At 69.4% G+C, this 15,090-nt stretch carries 14 protein-coding genes; 4 read left to right on the forward strand and 10 right to left on the reverse strand.

What is annotated here, in order from left to right:
• Positions 1-24 precede the first annotated feature (24 nt).
• The gene (locus F4Y45_17285) at positions 25-1,743 is read right to left on the reverse strand and encodes a S41 family peptidase (protein ID MXY26259.1); all 1,719 of its coding nucleotides are present in this window, start codon (positions 1,741-1,743) and stop codon (positions 25-27) included.
• 65 nt (positions 1,744-1,808) lie between these two features.
• Here F4Y45_17285 and tatB point away from each other — a divergent pair, with 65 nt between their 5' ends.
• The 3 genes from tatB to F4Y45_17300 all read left to right on the forward strand — a co-directional run bounded on the left by tatB (position 1,809) and on the right by F4Y45_17300 (position 4,945).
• Positions 1,809-2,186 carry a twin-arginine translocase subunit TatB gene (tatB, locus tag F4Y45_17290; GenBank protein ID MXY26260.1) on the forward strand — a complete coding sequence of 126 codons (378 nt, stop codon included), beginning with the start codon at positions 1,809-1,811 and terminating at the stop codon, positions 2,184-2,186.
• 10 nt (positions 2,187-2,196) lie between these two features.
• On the forward strand, positions 2,197-3,177 hold the full coding sequence (gene tatC / locus F4Y45_17295; protein ID MXY26261.1) for a twin-arginine translocase subunit TatC: 981 nt from the start codon (positions 2,197-2,199) through the stop codon (positions 3,175-3,177).
• Between the two features lie 94 nt (positions 3,178-3,271).
• Entirely contained in the window at positions 3,272-4,945 is a 1,674-nt protein-coding gene (locus F4Y45_17300) for an OmpA family protein (GenBank protein MXY26262.1), read from the forward strand.
• Between the two features lie 44 nt (positions 4,946-4,989).
• Here F4Y45_17300 and F4Y45_17305 read toward each other — a convergent pair whose 3' ends face one another.
• A complete protein-coding gene (locus F4Y45_17305) occupies positions 4,990-6,441 on the reverse strand; it encodes a proline--tRNA ligase (GenBank protein ID MXY26263.1) in 1,452 nt (483 codons plus the stop codon).
• A gap of 85 nt (positions 6,442-6,526) precedes the next feature.
• Between F4Y45_17305 and aroB the strand changes: the two genes are divergently transcribed.
• Positions 6,527-7,636, forward strand: coding sequence for a 3-dehydroquinate synthase (gene aroB / locus F4Y45_17310; protein MXY26264.1), 1,110 nt, complete (start codon positions 6,527-6,529; stop codon positions 7,634-7,636).
• 57 nt (positions 7,637-7,693) lie between these two features.
• Here aroB and F4Y45_17315 read toward each other — a convergent pair whose 3' ends face one another.
• The 8 genes from F4Y45_17315 to F4Y45_17350 form a co-directional block, all read right to left on the reverse strand.
• Positions 7,694-8,335, reverse strand: a complete 642-nt coding sequence (locus tag F4Y45_17315; GenBank protein MXY26265.1) for a hypothetical protein — start codon at positions 8,333-8,335, stop codon at positions 7,694-7,696.
• A gap of 1 nt (position 8,336) precedes the next feature.
• Positions 8,337-9,395, reverse strand: coding sequence for a hypothetical protein (locus tag F4Y45_17320; GenBank protein ID MXY26266.1), 1,059 nt, complete (start codon positions 9,393-9,395; stop codon positions 8,337-8,339).
• A 7-nt stretch (positions 9,396-9,402) separates the two neighbouring features.
• A complete protein-coding gene (locus F4Y45_17325) occupies positions 9,403-9,957 on the reverse strand; it encodes a hypothetical protein (protein ID MXY26267.1) in 555 nt (184 codons plus the stop codon).
• Between the two features lie 38 nt (positions 9,958-9,995).
• Positions 9,996-10,766 carry a prepilin peptidase gene (locus tag F4Y45_17330; GenBank protein ID MXY26268.1) on the reverse strand — a complete coding sequence of 257 codons (771 nt, stop codon included), beginning with the start codon at positions 10,764-10,766 and terminating at the stop codon, positions 9,996-9,998.
• Position 10,767: 1 nt separating this feature from the next.
• Positions 10,768-12,054 (reverse strand): thioredoxin domain-containing protein, encoded by a 1,287-nt coding sequence (locus F4Y45_17335; GenBank protein ID MXY26269.1) that lies wholly within the window; start codon positions 12,052-12,054, stop codon positions 10,768-10,770.
• A gap of 123 nt (positions 12,055-12,177) precedes the next feature.
• Positions 12,178-12,723, reverse strand: coding sequence for a prepilin-type N-terminal cleavage/methylation domain-containing protein (locus F4Y45_17340; GenBank protein ID MXY26270.1), 546 nt, complete (start codon positions 12,721-12,723; stop codon positions 12,178-12,180).
• A 186-nt stretch (positions 12,724-12,909) separates the two neighbouring features.
• A complete protein-coding gene (locus F4Y45_17345; GenBank protein MXY26271.1) occupies positions 12,910-13,974 on the reverse strand; it encodes a type II secretion system F family protein in 1,065 nt (354 codons plus the stop codon).
• Positions 13,971-15,086 carry a type IV pilus twitching motility protein PilT gene (locus F4Y45_17350; GenBank protein ID MXY26272.1) on the reverse strand — a complete coding sequence of 372 codons (1,116 nt, stop codon included), beginning with the start codon at positions 15,084-15,086 and terminating at the stop codon, positions 13,971-13,973. Before F4Y45_17350 ends, F4Y45_17345 begins: the two co-directional genes overlap by 4 nt.
• Positions 15,087-15,090 lie beyond the last annotated feature (4 nt).

Consider the following 15,090-nt stretch of genomic DNA (forward strand, 5'->3'; position numbering starts at 1 on the left):
GCGGCGGGTGCATCACCGCTTGCATCACTGGGCGGCGACGGCTGTCGCGGCGTCGCCGAGTAGGAGGAGAGCCTCCGCCTCGTCAAACAGGGTCAGCGCGTACTGCGCCTGGGGGTCGTAGTCGAACAGGCGCCGGCGCGCCTCCATCTCGCCGAACAGGTCGGTATCGATCTCGTAGTGGATCATGGCGCGGATGAAGTCGAGATCCGCCGCAAACGCTTCCTCGTCGACCGTCAGGCCGCGCTCCTCGACATGCGCCTTGAAGTCGGCCAGCATCGCGTCGTCAATGACGAAGCCGCGGTCGACCACCACGCGATCCGCCCCTTCCAGACTGACCCTGGTGTCGCCCGCGGCGGAGAAACGCTGGGCGAAGCTGACGAAATCGCGCCGCGCCGAGAGCAGGCGGCCGAACCGCGACGGGTCGAAGCCGGCAATCGGCCCGGTCAGGAAGTGGTCCGGCTCCACCCCGCCGCCGCTGTACACCTCGCGCCCGGCATCCGTCAGCTTCCGATCCGCCGGGATGCGATTCGGCGCCTCGGGCTCACGCAGTGAATAGGTAAGGTACTCGTCGAAGGCGGCGTCCCACGGGCGCTGCAGCATTCGGCCGCTCGGGGTGAAGTAGCGCGCCGTCGTCAGCGCCAGCCCCGCGCCGTGGCTGACTCGGAAGATCGACTGCACCAGCGCCTTGCCGAATGTCGTCTCACCCACCACCAGGCCGCGGTCGTGATCCTGAACCGCGCCGGCCACGATCTCCGACGCGCTGGCGCTGTTCCGGTTTACGAGCACGATGAGGGGCTGGTCGGTGTACTCCCCGGCTTCGCGTGCGAAGTAGTCCTGATCGGAGTTGGCGACCCGGCCGCGCGTATAGACGATCATGTCGCCGTTGGGCAGGAACTGGTTCGACACTTCGATCGCCTGATCCAGCGGACCTCCCGGATTGCCGCGCAGGTCCAGCATCAGCCGGGCGAAGCCCTCGGCGCGGAGCGACGCCAGGGCGCGGGTCAACTCCTCGTTGCTGGTCTCGGCGAAGTCGCCCAGGCGGACGTAGGCGGTCACGTCGTCCACCATGAACGCCGCCTCGACCGTCGCGATGTTGATCTCGTCGCGCTCGACCGCGAGGTCGATGAGATCGTCGTAGCCCGGCCGCTCGATGGAGATGTTGACCGACGTGCCGCGCGGTCCGCGCAGGCGACCCACCGCCTGATCGCTGCTCATTCCGATCGCGTTGTCCCCCTCGATACGGGCGATCACGTCGCCGCGGCGGAGCCCGGCCCGGTAAGCGGGCGATCCCTCGAAAAGGCTCTGTATGGTGATTCGCCCGTTGATGACGTTGATGGAAATGCCGAGCCCGTAGTAGCGGCCCTCCTGGCGCTCGCGCAGCCTGGCGTAAGAGCGGGCATCCATGTAACTCGAGTGGGGATCGAGCGTCTGCAGCATGCCCCCGACGGCGCGCGAGACGAGCTGCTCGACTTCCACGTCGTCGACGTAGTTCGCTTCGATCAGGGCAATGGCCGACGCGAACGCGTCGAACTGCCGCGCCATCTCGTCCTGACGGGCGAGCGCCTGCCCCCCGAACAACCCGCCGAGGATGGCGAGCATGACTACAGCCACCACGCCAGTCGTAAGGGATGCCGCGGTCCGCATGGGCTGATGCGATGCTACCAGAGCCGCCCGAATCCCGCAACGGCGGCGGCGATCCGGAGGCCGCCGATGGCGCCTTGACCCTCCTCCGGGCCGGTTCATATACTCGTCAAGAGCCGTCGTACGACAGGTTTGCCTGCCCAATTGACGGCCAAGGAGCAGCAGACATGGGGCCCATCGGCGTCTGGGAGATGGTCATCATCCTCGTGGTGGCGCTGATCGTCTTCGGTCCGCGCAAGCTGCCGGAACTGGGCCGTTCGCTCGGCAAGAGCCTCGGCGAGTTCAGGCGGGCGTCCAACGAGTTGCGCAACACGCTCGACGAGGAGATCCGGGTCGAGGAGCGCCAGAAGCCGAAGACCGGCACAGCGCCCCAACCCAAGGCTGTGGGCGCAGGTCCCTCCACGCCGGCGTCCGACGCCCAGTCGGTGCCCGCACAGACGTCGGCCACCGCGAAGGCAGCCACCACCTCGGGGCCGGTAGCGGCCGCCACCGCCACGGCGGCAGCCGCCGACGTTCACCCGACCGAGCCCGACGTGGGCACGTAGCAGCCACGCGATGGCTGACGTTCCGACGCCCAGGCAACCCGCAACTGATCCGCCCGATCTGCCCGATCCGGCGGAGCCGTCCGCCGCCTCGCCCGCTCCGCCCGCTCCGCCCGCGGCCACCGAAACGGCCGTCGCCGAACCGCCCGCGCCACCCTCCCCGCCGGCGCCGGCCGATCCCGGCGCGCCGCCGCCGGGAGAGCCGCCGGAGCCGGAAACCGACGAGGAGGGCGGCGACGGCGACGGCACGGGCGGCAAGATGTCGTTCCTCGATCATCTGGACGAGCTGCGCCGCCGCCTGATTCGGTCGTTCATCGCCCTGGGCGTCGGCCTGTTGATCTGCCTCGGCTTCATCGAGCCCATCTTCGACTTCATCATGGAACCGCTCGCCGAGGTGCTTCCGGAAGGCGGAAGACTCATCTACACCGATGCGACGGAGGCGTTCTTCCTTCGCCTGAAGATGGCGGCGCTGGCCGGCCTCGTACTCGCCACGCCCGTCGTGATGACGCAATTCTGGCTGTTCGTCGCCCCGGGGCTTTACGCGCACGAGAAGAAGTTCGCCATTCCCTTCATCGCGCTCGCCTCGATCTTCTTCATCGGGGGCGTGGTCTTTGGCCACTACGTCCTTTTCCCGGTCGCCTGGGGCTTCTTCGCCAGCTTCGGCGCCGCGGACGAGTACGTGGAGTTCACGCCGCGGCTTCAACCGGGCTTCGCGCTGTACGTGCGCCTGGTGCTCGCGTGCGGCGTGGTCTTTCAGATGCCGACGGTGGTGTTCTTTCTCGCCCGGATGGGTGTGGCGTCGCCGAAGTTCCTGCTGCGGAACTTCAAGTACGCGGTCCTGGTGATCTTCATCGTGGCAGCGGTTATCACGCCGACCCCCGACCCGGTAACCATGACCTTCATGGCCGGGCCGATGCTCGCGCTCTACCTGCTGAGCATCGGCATCGCCTGGGTCTTCCGGAAGCGGGGATCGGATACGGAAGAGAACGACTGACGAGCGGCAAGCCGCGTTGACTTGCCACAAACACGGCCATAGAATCGGGTGAAATACGCCCCGGTGGGGTGTACCAACACGTGGGGGCAACTTGGTGACACACCTGCGGAAGCACTATTCAGGTCAAGGGCGTTTCTGGTTCCGTGCGGCAGCCGCGGCTGCCGCACTGGTTCTTCTTGCCGGCCCCGCCGCCGCGCAGGAGGAAGAGAACACGCGGCCCGCGGGCGTCACCTTCCTGGGTGATACGGGTCTCTGGTTCGTTCCGACCGCCGAGGTGCTGGCCGCGGGCACCGTCTCGGCTTCCGCCCAGCACGCGACGTTGAACCGCGAGGCGGGCTTCACCGCCATCCAGGCGAGCGGCGGCACCTTCGCGGTCGGCGCCGGCGGGAGGGCGGAGATCTTCGCGTCGATTCCGCTGATCATGCGCCTGGACCGCGATATCCGTCCTCTCTTTCGGTCCGGGAACGCCGGCAGCCTTGATCTGGACTATCCGTTGGCCACGCGGGAGTTCAGCGGCAGCGCCATGGGCGACATCGTCGTCGGCGTGAAGGTGAACCTGTTGTCGGAGCGGACACAGGCTCCGGCCGCCGTGGCGTTTCGCGGCTGGACGCGGCTGCCGACCGGCAGCGAGGCCTCCGGCACGTCCGGCGGAGCGCCGGGTGGCGGCGTTGGCCTCGTAGTGAGCAAGGCCGCGCAGAACGCCGAAGTCGCGTTGCATGGGGACTTCCAGTTCCGCGGCAACCCCGACAACCTCACCGTCCCGAACGGATTCCGGTTCGGCGCGGGTGTGGGCGCGCCGATCGCCGGACCGGTTCGCGTCTTTGGCGAGCTGCTCGCGTCCGCTCCGCTGGGTGACGAGATCACGGTGCGTTCGCCGCTGATGGCGCGCGACAGAAGCATGAGCGGCCTGTCCCTTCCAGCTACCTCGCCCCTCGACCTTGTCGCCGGAGTGCAGGTGCAGGGGCGCGGCATCGCGTTCGGGGGCGGCATCACCTGGGCGCTGCGCCACGCGTCGCGATCCATGGTTGATCAGTCGCTGCCGCAGGCCGACCGGATGGGCGTGATCATGCGCCTCACCTATCACCCGGGCGTTCGCGTCTACACGCCGCCGCCACCACCGCCGCCGCCGCCGGAGCCGAACCGGCCTCCCACCGTCTCGGTGTCGTGCGACCCGTGTGAAGTGATGGTCAACGAGAACGTCAATTTGCGGGCGGATGCTTCCGACCCGGACGGCGACGCGCTCACCTACCGGTGGAATGCGCCGGCCGGCCAGTTCACCGGCGGCGCCGACCGCGCCACGACAACCTGGCAGGCGCCGGACAACGCCGGGCCGGTCCCGGTCAGCGTGACGGTCAGCGACGGCAACGGCGGCTCCGCCTCCGACACCGCGAACATCACGGTGAACGCGCCGCCGCCGCCGCAGCGCGACTGGATGTTCGAGGACGTCCACTTCGACTTCGACCGGTACTCGCTCCGGCCGGTGGCGCTGGAAGTGTTGAACGAAGTCGTCGAAGCGATGATGGAGGATCCGAACTTCACCATCCAGATCGAAGGCCACACCTGCAACATCGGCACCAACGAGTACAACCTGGCGCTCGGCGACCGGCGAGCCGATGCGGTGGAGTCGTACCTGACCAGCCGCGGCATCGACGCGAGCCGGTTGCAGACGATCACCTACGGTGAAGAGCGGCCGGCCCACGACAACGCGCGTGAAGAGACGCGACGGCTGAATCGGCGCGCCGCCCTCGTGGTTCGCCTCGTGCAGTAGCGGGCGACGGGCCGGGGGTTGCCCCTCCGGCCCGCTGGTGATCCTCAGTAGGCCTTCGCGAACCAGGCGTCGGTGACGCCGGGTTTCCGGCACCGGACACAGGTGCCCGACACCTTGACCGGCTCCAGCGGCAGGTTGCGGATCGTTGCCTGCGTGTCGGTCTTGATCCGCGCCTCGCAGTCCGCGTCACCGCACCAGGGGGCAACCACGAAACCGGGGCGCCCTTCGAACAACTGCTGGAACTCCGCACGGGAGGAGGTGCGGACGGTGTGGGCTTCGCGGAACGCCGCCGCGCGCGAGAACAGCTCGGCCTGCACCGTCTCGAGCAGATCGGAAACGTGCTCGCCGATCCCCTGCATCGGCACTGAGGTCTTCTCCCGCGTGTCGCGGCGAGCCACCACCACCTGCGACTGCTCGACGTCGCGCGGGCCGATTTCGACGCGCAGCGGCACCCCGCGCATTTCCCATTCCGAGAACTTCCAGCCGGGCTTGTGCTCCTCCCGGTCGTCGACCACAACACGAATCCCCTCTTCGCGCAGTGCGGCGGCTATCCGGTCGACGGACGGCAGCACCGTCTCCTTCCAGTTGCCGCGCGGGATCGGAACGATGACTACCTGGTGCGGCGCGATCCGCGGCGGCAGGATCAACCCGCTGTCGTCCCCGTGGGTCATGATGACGCCGCCTATCAGCCGCGTTGTCATGCCCCATGACGTCTGCCAGACGTATTGCACCGACTTGTCGCGCGCCTGAAACGTGATGTCGAACACCTTGGCGAAGTTCTGCCCCAGGTTGTGCGACGTCCCCGCCTGAAGCGCCCGGCCGTCGCCCATCAGCGCCTCGACCGAGTAGGTGTGCACGGCGCCGGCGAACTTCTCGCTTTCCGTCTTCCGCCCGTCCATCACCGGCATGGCGAGCTCCGTCTCGAGAAACTCCTTGTAGACACCCAGCATCCGGCGCGCTTCCTCCTCGGCCTCGGCCGCGGTCTCGTGCGCGGTGTGTCCCTCCTGCCACAGGAATTCGGTAGTCCGCAGGAACAGGCGCGTCACCTTCTCCCACCGGACCGCGTTCGACCACTGGTTGATCAGGATCGGCAGGTCGCGCCACGACTGCACCCACTTCGCGTACATCGTGCCGATGATTGCCTCCGACGTGGGACGGACGACCAGGCGCTCGTCGAGGGGCTCGTTCCCTCCCTGCGTTACCCACGCCACTTCCGGGGCGAACCCCTCCACGTGGGCCGCCTCCTTGCGAAGCAGGCTCTCCGGAATGAACAGCGGGAAGTACGCGTTGACATGGCCGGTCGCCTTGAAGCGACGGTCGAGGGCCGCCTGCAGCAGTTCCCAGATGGCGTAGCCGTACGGCCGGATCACCATGTTCCCCTTGACCGGCGAGTAGTCGGCCAGTTCAGCGCGGCGGATCACGTCGGTGTACCAGCGGGAGAAATCCTCCGACCGGGGCGTGATCTCGGTGACGAATGCCTGTCCCTTTGGCGCCATCTGGGTCTTGTCCTCGTCGGTCTGGTCCGTGGTTCCGTCCGTCCCGGCTGGCGGGACCGATCAGTGTAGATCGTTCCGCGGAACGATGGCGGGGTATCCTAACCGCGCCATGCGCGAGGTAGTGATTCGGGTCGGCACGGCGTCACGCGCCTACCGGATTCGCGTCGGTGCGGGTTCGGTGGAACATCTGAACCGCTGGATCACCGAGGCCGGCGGCGACGGCCCGCGGTTCGTCGTCTCGAGTCCAACCGTCTGGCGGGCGCACGGCGAGAGGATCAGCGCCGCCCTCCCCCTCGCCGGACACTGCCTCATGCCGGACGGGGAGCGGGCGAAGACGGTCCGGACGGTCGGGCTCATCCACGATGCGCTGGCGCAGGCGGCCGCCGACCGATCCGTCACCATCGTCGCCGTCGGCGGCGGTGTCGTCGGAGATGTCGCGGGCTTTGCCGCCGCCACCTGGCTTCGCGGCGTCCGCCTCGTGCATGTGCCGACGACATTGCTGGCGCAGGTGGATTCTTCCATCGGCGGCAAGGTGGGAGTCAACCATCCGCTCGGCAAGAACCTCATCGGCGCTTTCCACCAGCCAATCACGGTTGTGATCGACCCGCTGCTGCTCGACACGCTGCCGCGCCGCGAGTTCCGCGCCGGGCTGTACGAGGTGATCAAGTACGGCGTGATCGCCGACACCCGTCTGTTCCGGCGGCTCGAGCGGGACCTCGACGCCATCGTCCACCGCCACACCAGCGCGATCGTCCCGGTCATCACCGCGTCATGCCGAGTGAAGGCCCGGGTGGTCGCCAAGGACGAACGCGAGGCGGGCCTGCGGCGCATCCTGAACTTCGGCCATACGGCAGGGCATGCCATCGAGGCGGTGACGCGGTACCGGCGTTTCCGGCACGGCGAAGCAGTCGGCTACGGCATGCTGGCAGCCGCCGACCTGGCCGTCCGCCGCGCATCGCTCCCGGAGGCGGATCGCGCGGCGCTTGCCACCCTGATCGCGAGACTCGGGCCGTTGCCGGCGATCGGCGATCTCTCGGCGCAGAAGCTGGTCGAATCGATGCGGCGCGACAAGAAGGTCATCGGCGGCCGGCTGCACGTGGTTCTGCCCACCCAGCTCGGAGCGACGGAGATCGTCAACGACGTCACCGAGGCCCAGTTCCGTCGTTCGCTCCAGGCGATTGGAACCGCGGCCTGATAGCGCCCGCCCGCACCAACCAGCAAGCACCAGTCAACGCGCCCGGCAGGGCGCGCGTCAGCGGACGACGCGTTGGGAAATCAGCCGTGACCGCACGACCGGCGGCGCGGGCGGTGGCGGTGTCAGCACCTGGCGCACCAGCGTCGCCTGCAGCGCCCGGCTGGCCCCGCGCGGACCGTACGCCGCGGCATGCAACACCAACGTGCCGTTGCTGTCGACCAGCGGGGCGCCATCGGCATCCGTGGGGTCATCCGCCGCCCAGACCGCCACCAGCCAGGGCCCGAATCCGGGTGGCAGACCGACCCACGAGGCGAGATCGCCGTGCGCGAGAAGCGTCCACGCGAGGCCACGGCCTGCGTCATCCCCGCCCGCGCCGCGTGCGCGAAGCAACCCGGCGACCGCCGCCAGATCCACCGTCCGGCCATCCGGCATCGTCGGCGCCAGCGACGCTCCCCAGTGAGCCGACCGAAACGACCCGTCCAGGACGACACTCCAGTCGGGAAGCCCGCCCAGTTCCGCCGCGGCAAGCGCAGCCGCCGCCTCCGCGGCGTACAGCCCTTCGACCGAGCGGCGGTGGTTCGCCGCCACCTCCGTTTCGATGGTCGACAGCGGGACCAGCGCGGCGGTGAGCGCCACGAGCAGCAGTCCCAGCAGCAGCGCGACCACCAGCGCCGCGCCTCGCTCGCCGTGGCTTGCCATATCACCAGGACGTGAGACTGCGCGGCGTCACGTCGAGTGTCGCCCCGACGTCACGGATACCCGTCGATCGGCGCGGCCCGAGGGTGCCTGGCGGCGCCCGCCGCCACGCGTCATCCACGACGCGAAGCGTGACCTCGACACGGATACGCCGAATCCGGAACTGATCGACATCGAGCGCCGCGCCGGCGCCGCACCACGGGCCGTCCGCCAGTTCGGCCAGATCGATCGGCGCGGCCCGGGATGTCGGAGGCGCTCCGGCGGCTACCGCAGCGGCAAGGCAGGGCGCCATCAGGGCGACCGGAACGGGCGCCGGCGAGCCGGGCGGAACCACCAGCGGCCCCGCCGGCAGCGTCGTGGACGGCGGCGGCGCCGGCTGATCCGCGCCGTAATACCGGACGCCGAAACGGGCCACGCCCTCGATCGCGGGCCGGTCGGCGCCAGCGCCGTTGTGGACGCGGATCTGCTGGCGGCCCGCGTCATGGTAGTAGCCGCGGACACGCACCGGCGCGATTCGCGAACCGACCGCGAACGTTCCCCCGGCTGGACCGCCTCCGACGTGGATCAGCTCGACGGTGGCCCCGGAACGACCCGTGATGCGGTACAGACCGGCCCGACCGGTGTCGTCGTAGACGATTGCCAACCCACCGCCATCCCGGGTCAGGCCGCACGGAACAGACCGGCAGGCAGTGTCCTGCGTCACCGTGACGCTCCCGCCGGCGCCGGGCAGCGGCGCCGCCAGGCGCGCGCCCGACGCATTGGAACGCGCGTAGACGACGGAAAGGCGGTCCGCGCCCACCGCTCCGGTGGCCCCTTCACCCCGGAGTACCGGCGCAACCGCCGGCATTACGTGCGCCACCGTGCCAAGCATTCCCGGGTGCGGGCCACTACCGGCGGCGAGCAGATCCCGGTGCAGTTCCGCCAGGGCCGCCCGCTGCCGCTGATGCAGGTCGACGGCGTGCGTCTGCACGGCAAGGACCCCGCCCGAAGGATCGAGCAGGGTGGCGACCACGCCCAGCAATCCCAGGACGATGCCGGTGGAGACGAGCAGTTCGACGAGCATCGCGTCCTCACTGGCGAACGCGCACCGTGACCAGCCAGGTGACACCCGGGTCCCCGGACCGCACTGCCATGGGGCCCGCACCGCCCCGCGGGCCTGCCGCGACCACCGCCACCTGCAGGAGCAGTACGTCCGGGCCGGACAGGGGAACCGGCGAGACCGACCAATGACGGACGAAGGCGGTCCCGGCGGGGGGAACGGATCCGGTGCCGATCCAGGCGCCGTCGCGGTCGAGGTAGTCGATGTAGCCGGCTGCCGCCGCACCGATGGGCGGTGAGGGCAGCAGCCCCTGACCGGTCGGCGCGGGCGGATCGACGGCCAGGTCGGTGACGACGTCCGAGACCGGCCGCAGCGTTGCGTCGTAGGTCCACGCCAGCGAGGCGAGCTGCTCCAGCTTCTGCGCGGCGAGAAAGAGCGCCATCCCCTGGGCGGCGTCCCTCCGGACGGAAGCGGCGCTCATCACCGCCACCTGGGCGACACCCGCCGCGACCGTGATGACCACCGCCGACGCTATCAGCGCTTCGACCAGCGCGTGACCCGCCTCCTCGCCCCGCATGCGAACCACGGGTGCAAGCCGCGTGCCATCCCGACGGCGCCGACGTCTCAGTAGAACGCGAGATACCAGGCGAGGACGCGATCACCAACGGCCATCGCGATGATCGCGGCAACCGCGAGAAACGACCCGAACGGCAGCTCGGTCCGTGGTCCGGCCCGTCCGGCGGCAATCAGCGCCAGACCGACCGCGGCGCCGAGAAGGAACGCGAACACCGCGCTGACCAGCATCAGGCGCCAGCCCAGGAACGCGCCTACGAGACCAAGCATCTTGGCGTCGCCGTAGGCCAGTCCTTCGTGCCCCCGGATCCGCCAGTACAGCTCACGGATCGCCAACAGCAGCAGCAGGCCGCCGAGTGCGCCGATCAACGCGTCGATCCAGCCGGGGGGTAGCCAGATCGCCGCAACGAGGCCGACGACGGCGCCGCGAATCGTGATCACGTCCGGCAACAGGCGGTGACGGAGGTCGGTGACGAACAGCACGACCAGCATGCTGGTAAAGACCAGACGCGACGCCAGCGGCGGCCCGAAACCGGCGAGCGCGTACTGAAGCAGGAAGAGAAGCGGCGTGGCGATCTCCACGGCGGGGTACATCGCGCTGATTCGGGCTCCACAGTCGCGGCAGCGGCCGCCCAGCACGAGGTAGCTGATGACCGGAACGTTGTCGCGCCACCGGACGATGTGCCCGCAGGTGGGGCAGTGCGAGCGCGGCGTGATGACGGAACCGCCCTCTGGCAGGCGCCGGATGCAGACGGTCAGGAAGCTGCCGGCCGCCAGTCCCCCCAGGACCAGCAGCGGAACGGCAAGCGGAGCCGGGAGCACGCTACTCGTCGGCCGCGGCGCGCTCCAACTCGTACGCGATCGCCGCGTCGAAGAAGCGAGGGGCCAGCATCCCGCCGATGACGACGCCGTTGACGACGTACGTCGGCGTCGCTTCCACCGGCAGCGCCACGCCCACCGCGATGTCTGCCCGAACCGCGTCGACGGTCTCGTCGTACGCGGCGTCGTAGGCCGCCTGATCGATCCCGGCGATATCCGCAACCGCCTCCGTCACCGCCGCTCGCGTCAGGCCGGGCTGGTTGTTGTAGAGCCAGTCTTCCATCTCGGAACGGAGATCCTCTCCCCGCGCAGCCGCGATGCGGACAGCAACCGCCGCCGCACAGGCGCCGTCGTGCTGCCCGAACGGCGCCTCGTCGTTGCACGACGGATCGAGCGGAAAGTCGAGAACCACCTGCACCACCCGTCCCGGGTCGGACGAGGCATATTTCGCGAAGACCGGTCCGTACAGCCGGTGCGCATTGGCGCAGGCGGGACACTGGTAGTCATTGAATTTCAGCACGACGACGTCCGCGCCCTCCGCCGCCGCGGCCGACGCCGGCGGCAGGTCCATCTCCACCCGCGGTTCGGCCGACCAGTAACGTTCGAACTCGCTCTGCTGGTCCTCCTCCGAGAGGGTGGGTGGGGCCGGATCCGCCGCCGGAGCGCCCGCGCCCGCATCCTCGACGGGCAGCTCCGCCAGCGCCGCCATGGCATCGGCCTGCGACAGGCTGTTGAACCAGAGAGTCGATCCCACCGAGCCGGCGACAAAGGCTACGGCGACCGCCCGGCCCATCGGACTCCGCGCCAGCAGCCGCAGGTCACCCGCCGCCACCCCGATCAGCTTCAGGGCGGGGGTCGCCGGCGCGCTGCCGGCGAGCACGAAGACGCCGATCACGCTGACGTAGACCGCGACGCAGAAGAGACAGACCATACCCAGGAGGAAGAACGACGCATAGGCGAGGTACATCGCGACGGCCAGTCCGGCCGTCGACCAGGTGAGCAGGTAGCCCGCCACGTTCTCCGCCGATTCCGCGGGCGCGCGTCCGCCCGCCCAGGCGAGCAGTAGTGTGCCGGTGAACCAGATGACGCCCCCGAGGGCGACGGGGACACCGAGGAAGCTCCCGTACCGGCTCTCGTAGACCTGCGAGCAACTGACCGTGGCGTTGACATCGCAGACGCTGACGTAGAACGGATCGAGGAGGATCTGCAGATGCACCCAGGTGGAAGCCAGCGACGCCCCCAATCCCGCAAACGCAAAAAGCAACAGCCCGGTTCGCGCGCGTCCGGTCATGTCAACCTCCGTTGCGCATCCCCCAGCGGCCGTCGCCAACCCCTGCCGACAGGCGTGCGCCGCCGGTCGCTGTCACTCGTTGTCACCAGGAACCGCAACCCGGATTGCGCCGCCGGCGATGCGCTACTGAATCGGCACGGCGCCGGCCGGCGCGCCGTTCTGCGTCACTGCCACCGTCGCGTTCGCCTGGTAGATCGTCCCGCCCTGATTCGTTCCGAAGAACCGGACGCCGCCGCCGGGGTTGGGATCGGCGCCGACGAAGTAGGTGGAGACGACCGCCGCGCCGTTGCAGGACACCGGGGCGCCGACGGCGGCCGCGCCCGCCGTCATCGCGACCGTGTAGCCACTCTTGACCGACGGATCGACTGACAGGTCGGTGCCGATGAAACCGTCTCCGCCGCCGACCGTCGGCGGGGTTGCCAGATTCGCGAGCGTCGGCGCGTAGAAGCCATTGCCGCAACTGGCCGCGTACGTCGACTGCGCGCTGTTGATGGCCCGAAGCGAACCGATTGCGGACGCCTCGTTCCCCGCCATGCGGGCCCGCAGCAGTCCCGGAGCCGCGATAGCGGCTATGATGCCGATAATCGCGACCACGATCAGCAGCTCGATCAGCGTAAAGCCCCGCTCGCGGTCCGTGGTTCGTTCAGCACGCCATCGCTTTCCGGTCATCTAGAGCCTCCCTGGCGAGGGATCCGGCCGGTTCTCCGCGCCGCCACCGTCCCTCTGCCGGACATGGAAGCAATCGGTACGCCAACTATACCCCGATGCGCCCCAGGGCGCGCTCTCGCACCAGCGGAACTTCCAACGCGTCCCCCCCGGCGGGCGCGCCCGCCAGAGCGTTCGGGCGCGGGCCTGCTAGCCCGCCAGGCGGCTGATCAGGTCGAAGACCGGCAGGTACATGGCGATGACGATGCCGCCGACAATCGCGCCCAGCAGAGCTATCAGCACCGGCTCGAGAAGTGCGGTGAAGCCGGCGACGGCGCGATCCACTTCAGCCTCATAGAAGTCCGCCACCTTCGACAGAAGCGCGTCGAGGGATCCCGTTGCCTCGCCCACGCCCACCATCTGCGTCACCATGGGTGGGAAAACGCCGGTGCTCCGGAGCGGCGCGGCTACCGACGAGCCCTGCTCTATCGCACTGCGGGTCGCCCTCACAGCGTCCGCAACCACCGCGTTGCCCGAAGTGCCCGCGGTGATCGTGAGGCCATCCAGTATCGGGACGCCGGCGCCAAGGAGGGTCGCGAGCGTCCGGCAAAAGCGTGCGACTACCAGTTTGCGGAGGAGCGGACCGATCACCGGCAGGCGCAAACGGACCCCATCGAGCGCGCGGCGGCCACGGGGCGTGGCGTACCAGCGCCGGCCGATCCAGGCAGTTCCGCCGGCGACGATCATCAGAACGGGGGCGGCCACCGGAAGTGAATCGCTGGCCGCGATGACGACGCGGGTGGGGAGCGGCAGGACCGCACCCAATCCGTCGAAGAGCTCGGCGAACGTCGGAATGACCTTCCAGAGGATGACGCCCACCACGACCGCAGCGATCAGCAAGACCGCGACCGGGTACATCATCGCTGCGCGCACCTGCCCGCGGAGGGCAACCGATTTCTCCGCGCAGTCCGCCAGGCGGCCCAGCATGGTGTGAAGGACTCCGCCGGCTTCTCCGGCCGCCGCCATGCCGACGTACAGCTCATCGAAGACCCGGGGGCGGGCGGCGAGCGCCGCGGCAAACGACGCGCCGCTCTCGATGTCGTCGCGGAGGGCAAGGAGGGTCTCGGCCAGGAGCGGATCGCGTTCCTCCGAGCCCAGAAGGTCCAGGCACTGCGCTAGCGGCACACCGGCGCCCAGCATGACGGCGAGCTGCCGGGTGGCGATAGCCAGATTCTTCGTCGAAACCGTCCGCCGCCGCGGCCACGGGAGCGTCATTGCGGGTGCCCGCGACCACGCCCCCGATCGAGCGCCCGATCGAGCAGGGCGATCAGTTCGTTGCGGTTCGGCGCCTGGGTCAGCGCCGTTTTGCGAGTGATCGCGCCTCGGTGGCAATGCGACGCCAGCGCCTGCGTCATCGTCTGCATGCCGACCGACGCGCCGGCCGCCTGCATCGTGGAGTATGCCTGGTGCAGCCGGTCTTCCCGAATCAGGTTCCTGATCGCCGGTGTCGCTATCAGCACCTCCGCCGCGCAGACGCGCACGCCGCCGTCCGCAGCCGGAACCAGACGCTGGCAGACCACGCCTTCGAGCACCTGGCAGAGCTGCGTCCGGACCAGATTCTGCCGGTGGGCCGGGTAGAGATCGATGATCCGGCTGACCGCCTGCACCGCCGAGCTGGTGTGCAGCGTGGCCAGCGTGAGGTGGCCCGTCTCGGCCAGACGGAGCGCCGCCTCGGATGTTTCCAGGTCACGCATCTCGCCGATCAGGACGACGTCCGGATCCTCGCGGAGAGCGGCGCGCAGGGCCGACGCGAAGCTGGCCGTGTCGGCGTGCACTTCGCGTTGATTCACCACCGATCGGCGGTGCGGGTGGACGTACTCGATGGGATCCTCGATCGTCAGGACATGCGCCGGCCGCGTCCGGTTGATCCGGTCGATCATCGCGGCAAGCGTGCTCGTCTTTCCGCTGCCGGTCGGCCCGGTCACCAGCACGAGGCCATGCGGCCGGTCGGACAGGTCCACGACCGCCGAAGGAAGGCCGAGCATCGCGAAGTCCGGAATCCGATCCGGGATCAGCCGGTAGACACCCGCCGCGTGGCCACGCTGGCGGTAGACGTTCACGCGAACCCGCGGGCCGTCCTCGGCCCCCGAGCCTCCGCCGAAGGCGTAGTCGAGTTCCGAGGTCGTCTCGAACACTTGCCGCTGCGCCTGGGTCAATCCGCTGTAGATCAACCGCTTCACATCATCGGGACTCAGGGAGCTCAGGTCGTCCTGGGGACAAAGATCGCCCCGCACCCGGATCCGGGGCGGCGTCCCCGCGGTCAGGTGCAGGTCCGAGCCGTCCTGTTCCGCGGCGCGCCGCAACAACCCGGTGAGTGTCGCCGGCATGACG

The sequence above is a fragment of the Acidobacteriota bacterium genome (assembly GCA_009838525.1).
Taxonomy (GTDB): Bacteria; Acidobacteriota; Vicinamibacteria; order Vicinamibacterales; family UBA8438; genus VXRJ01.

Coding starts and splice junctions, on each gene's coding strand:
- F4Y45_17285 (MXY26259.1), bottom strand. CDS start 1,743: ATGAACCGGCCCGGAGGAGGGTCAAGGCGCCATCGGCGGCCTCCGGAT.
- tatB (MXY26260.1), top strand. CDS start 1,809: ATGGGGCCCATCGGCGTCTGGGAGATGGTCATCATCCTCGTGGTGGCG.
- tatC (MXY26261.1), top strand. CDS start 2,197: ATGGCTGACGTTCCGACGCCCAGGCAACCCGCAACTGATCCGCCCGAT.
- F4Y45_17305 (MXY26263.1), bottom strand. CDS start 6,441: ATGGCGCCAAAGGGACAGGCATTCGTCACCGAGATCACGCCCCGGTCG.
- aroB (MXY26264.1), top strand. CDS start 6,527: ATGGCGGGGTATCCTAACCGCGCCATGCGCGAGGTAGTGATTCGGGTC.
- F4Y45_17315 (MXY26265.1), bottom strand. CDS start 8,335: ATGGCAAGCCACGGCGAGCGAGGCGCGGCGCTGGTGGTCGCGCTGCTG.
- F4Y45_17320 (MXY26266.1), bottom strand. CDS start 9,395: ATGCTCGTCGAACTGCTCGTCTCCACCGGCATCGTCCTGGGATTGCTG.
- F4Y45_17335 (MXY26269.1), bottom strand. CDS start 12,054: ATGACCGGACGCGCGCGAACCGGGCTGTTGCTTTTTGCGTTTGCGGGA.
- F4Y45_17340 (MXY26270.1), bottom strand. CDS start 12,723: ATGACCGGAAAGCGATGGCGTGCTGAACGAACCACGGACCGCGAGCGG.
- F4Y45_17345 (MXY26271.1), bottom strand. CDS start 13,974: ATGACGCTCCCGTGGCCGCGGCGGCGGACGGTTTCGACGAAGAATCTG.
- F4Y45_17350 (MXY26272.1), bottom strand. CDS start 15,086: ATGCCGGCGACACTCACCGGGTTGTTGCGGCGCGCCGCGGAACAGGAC.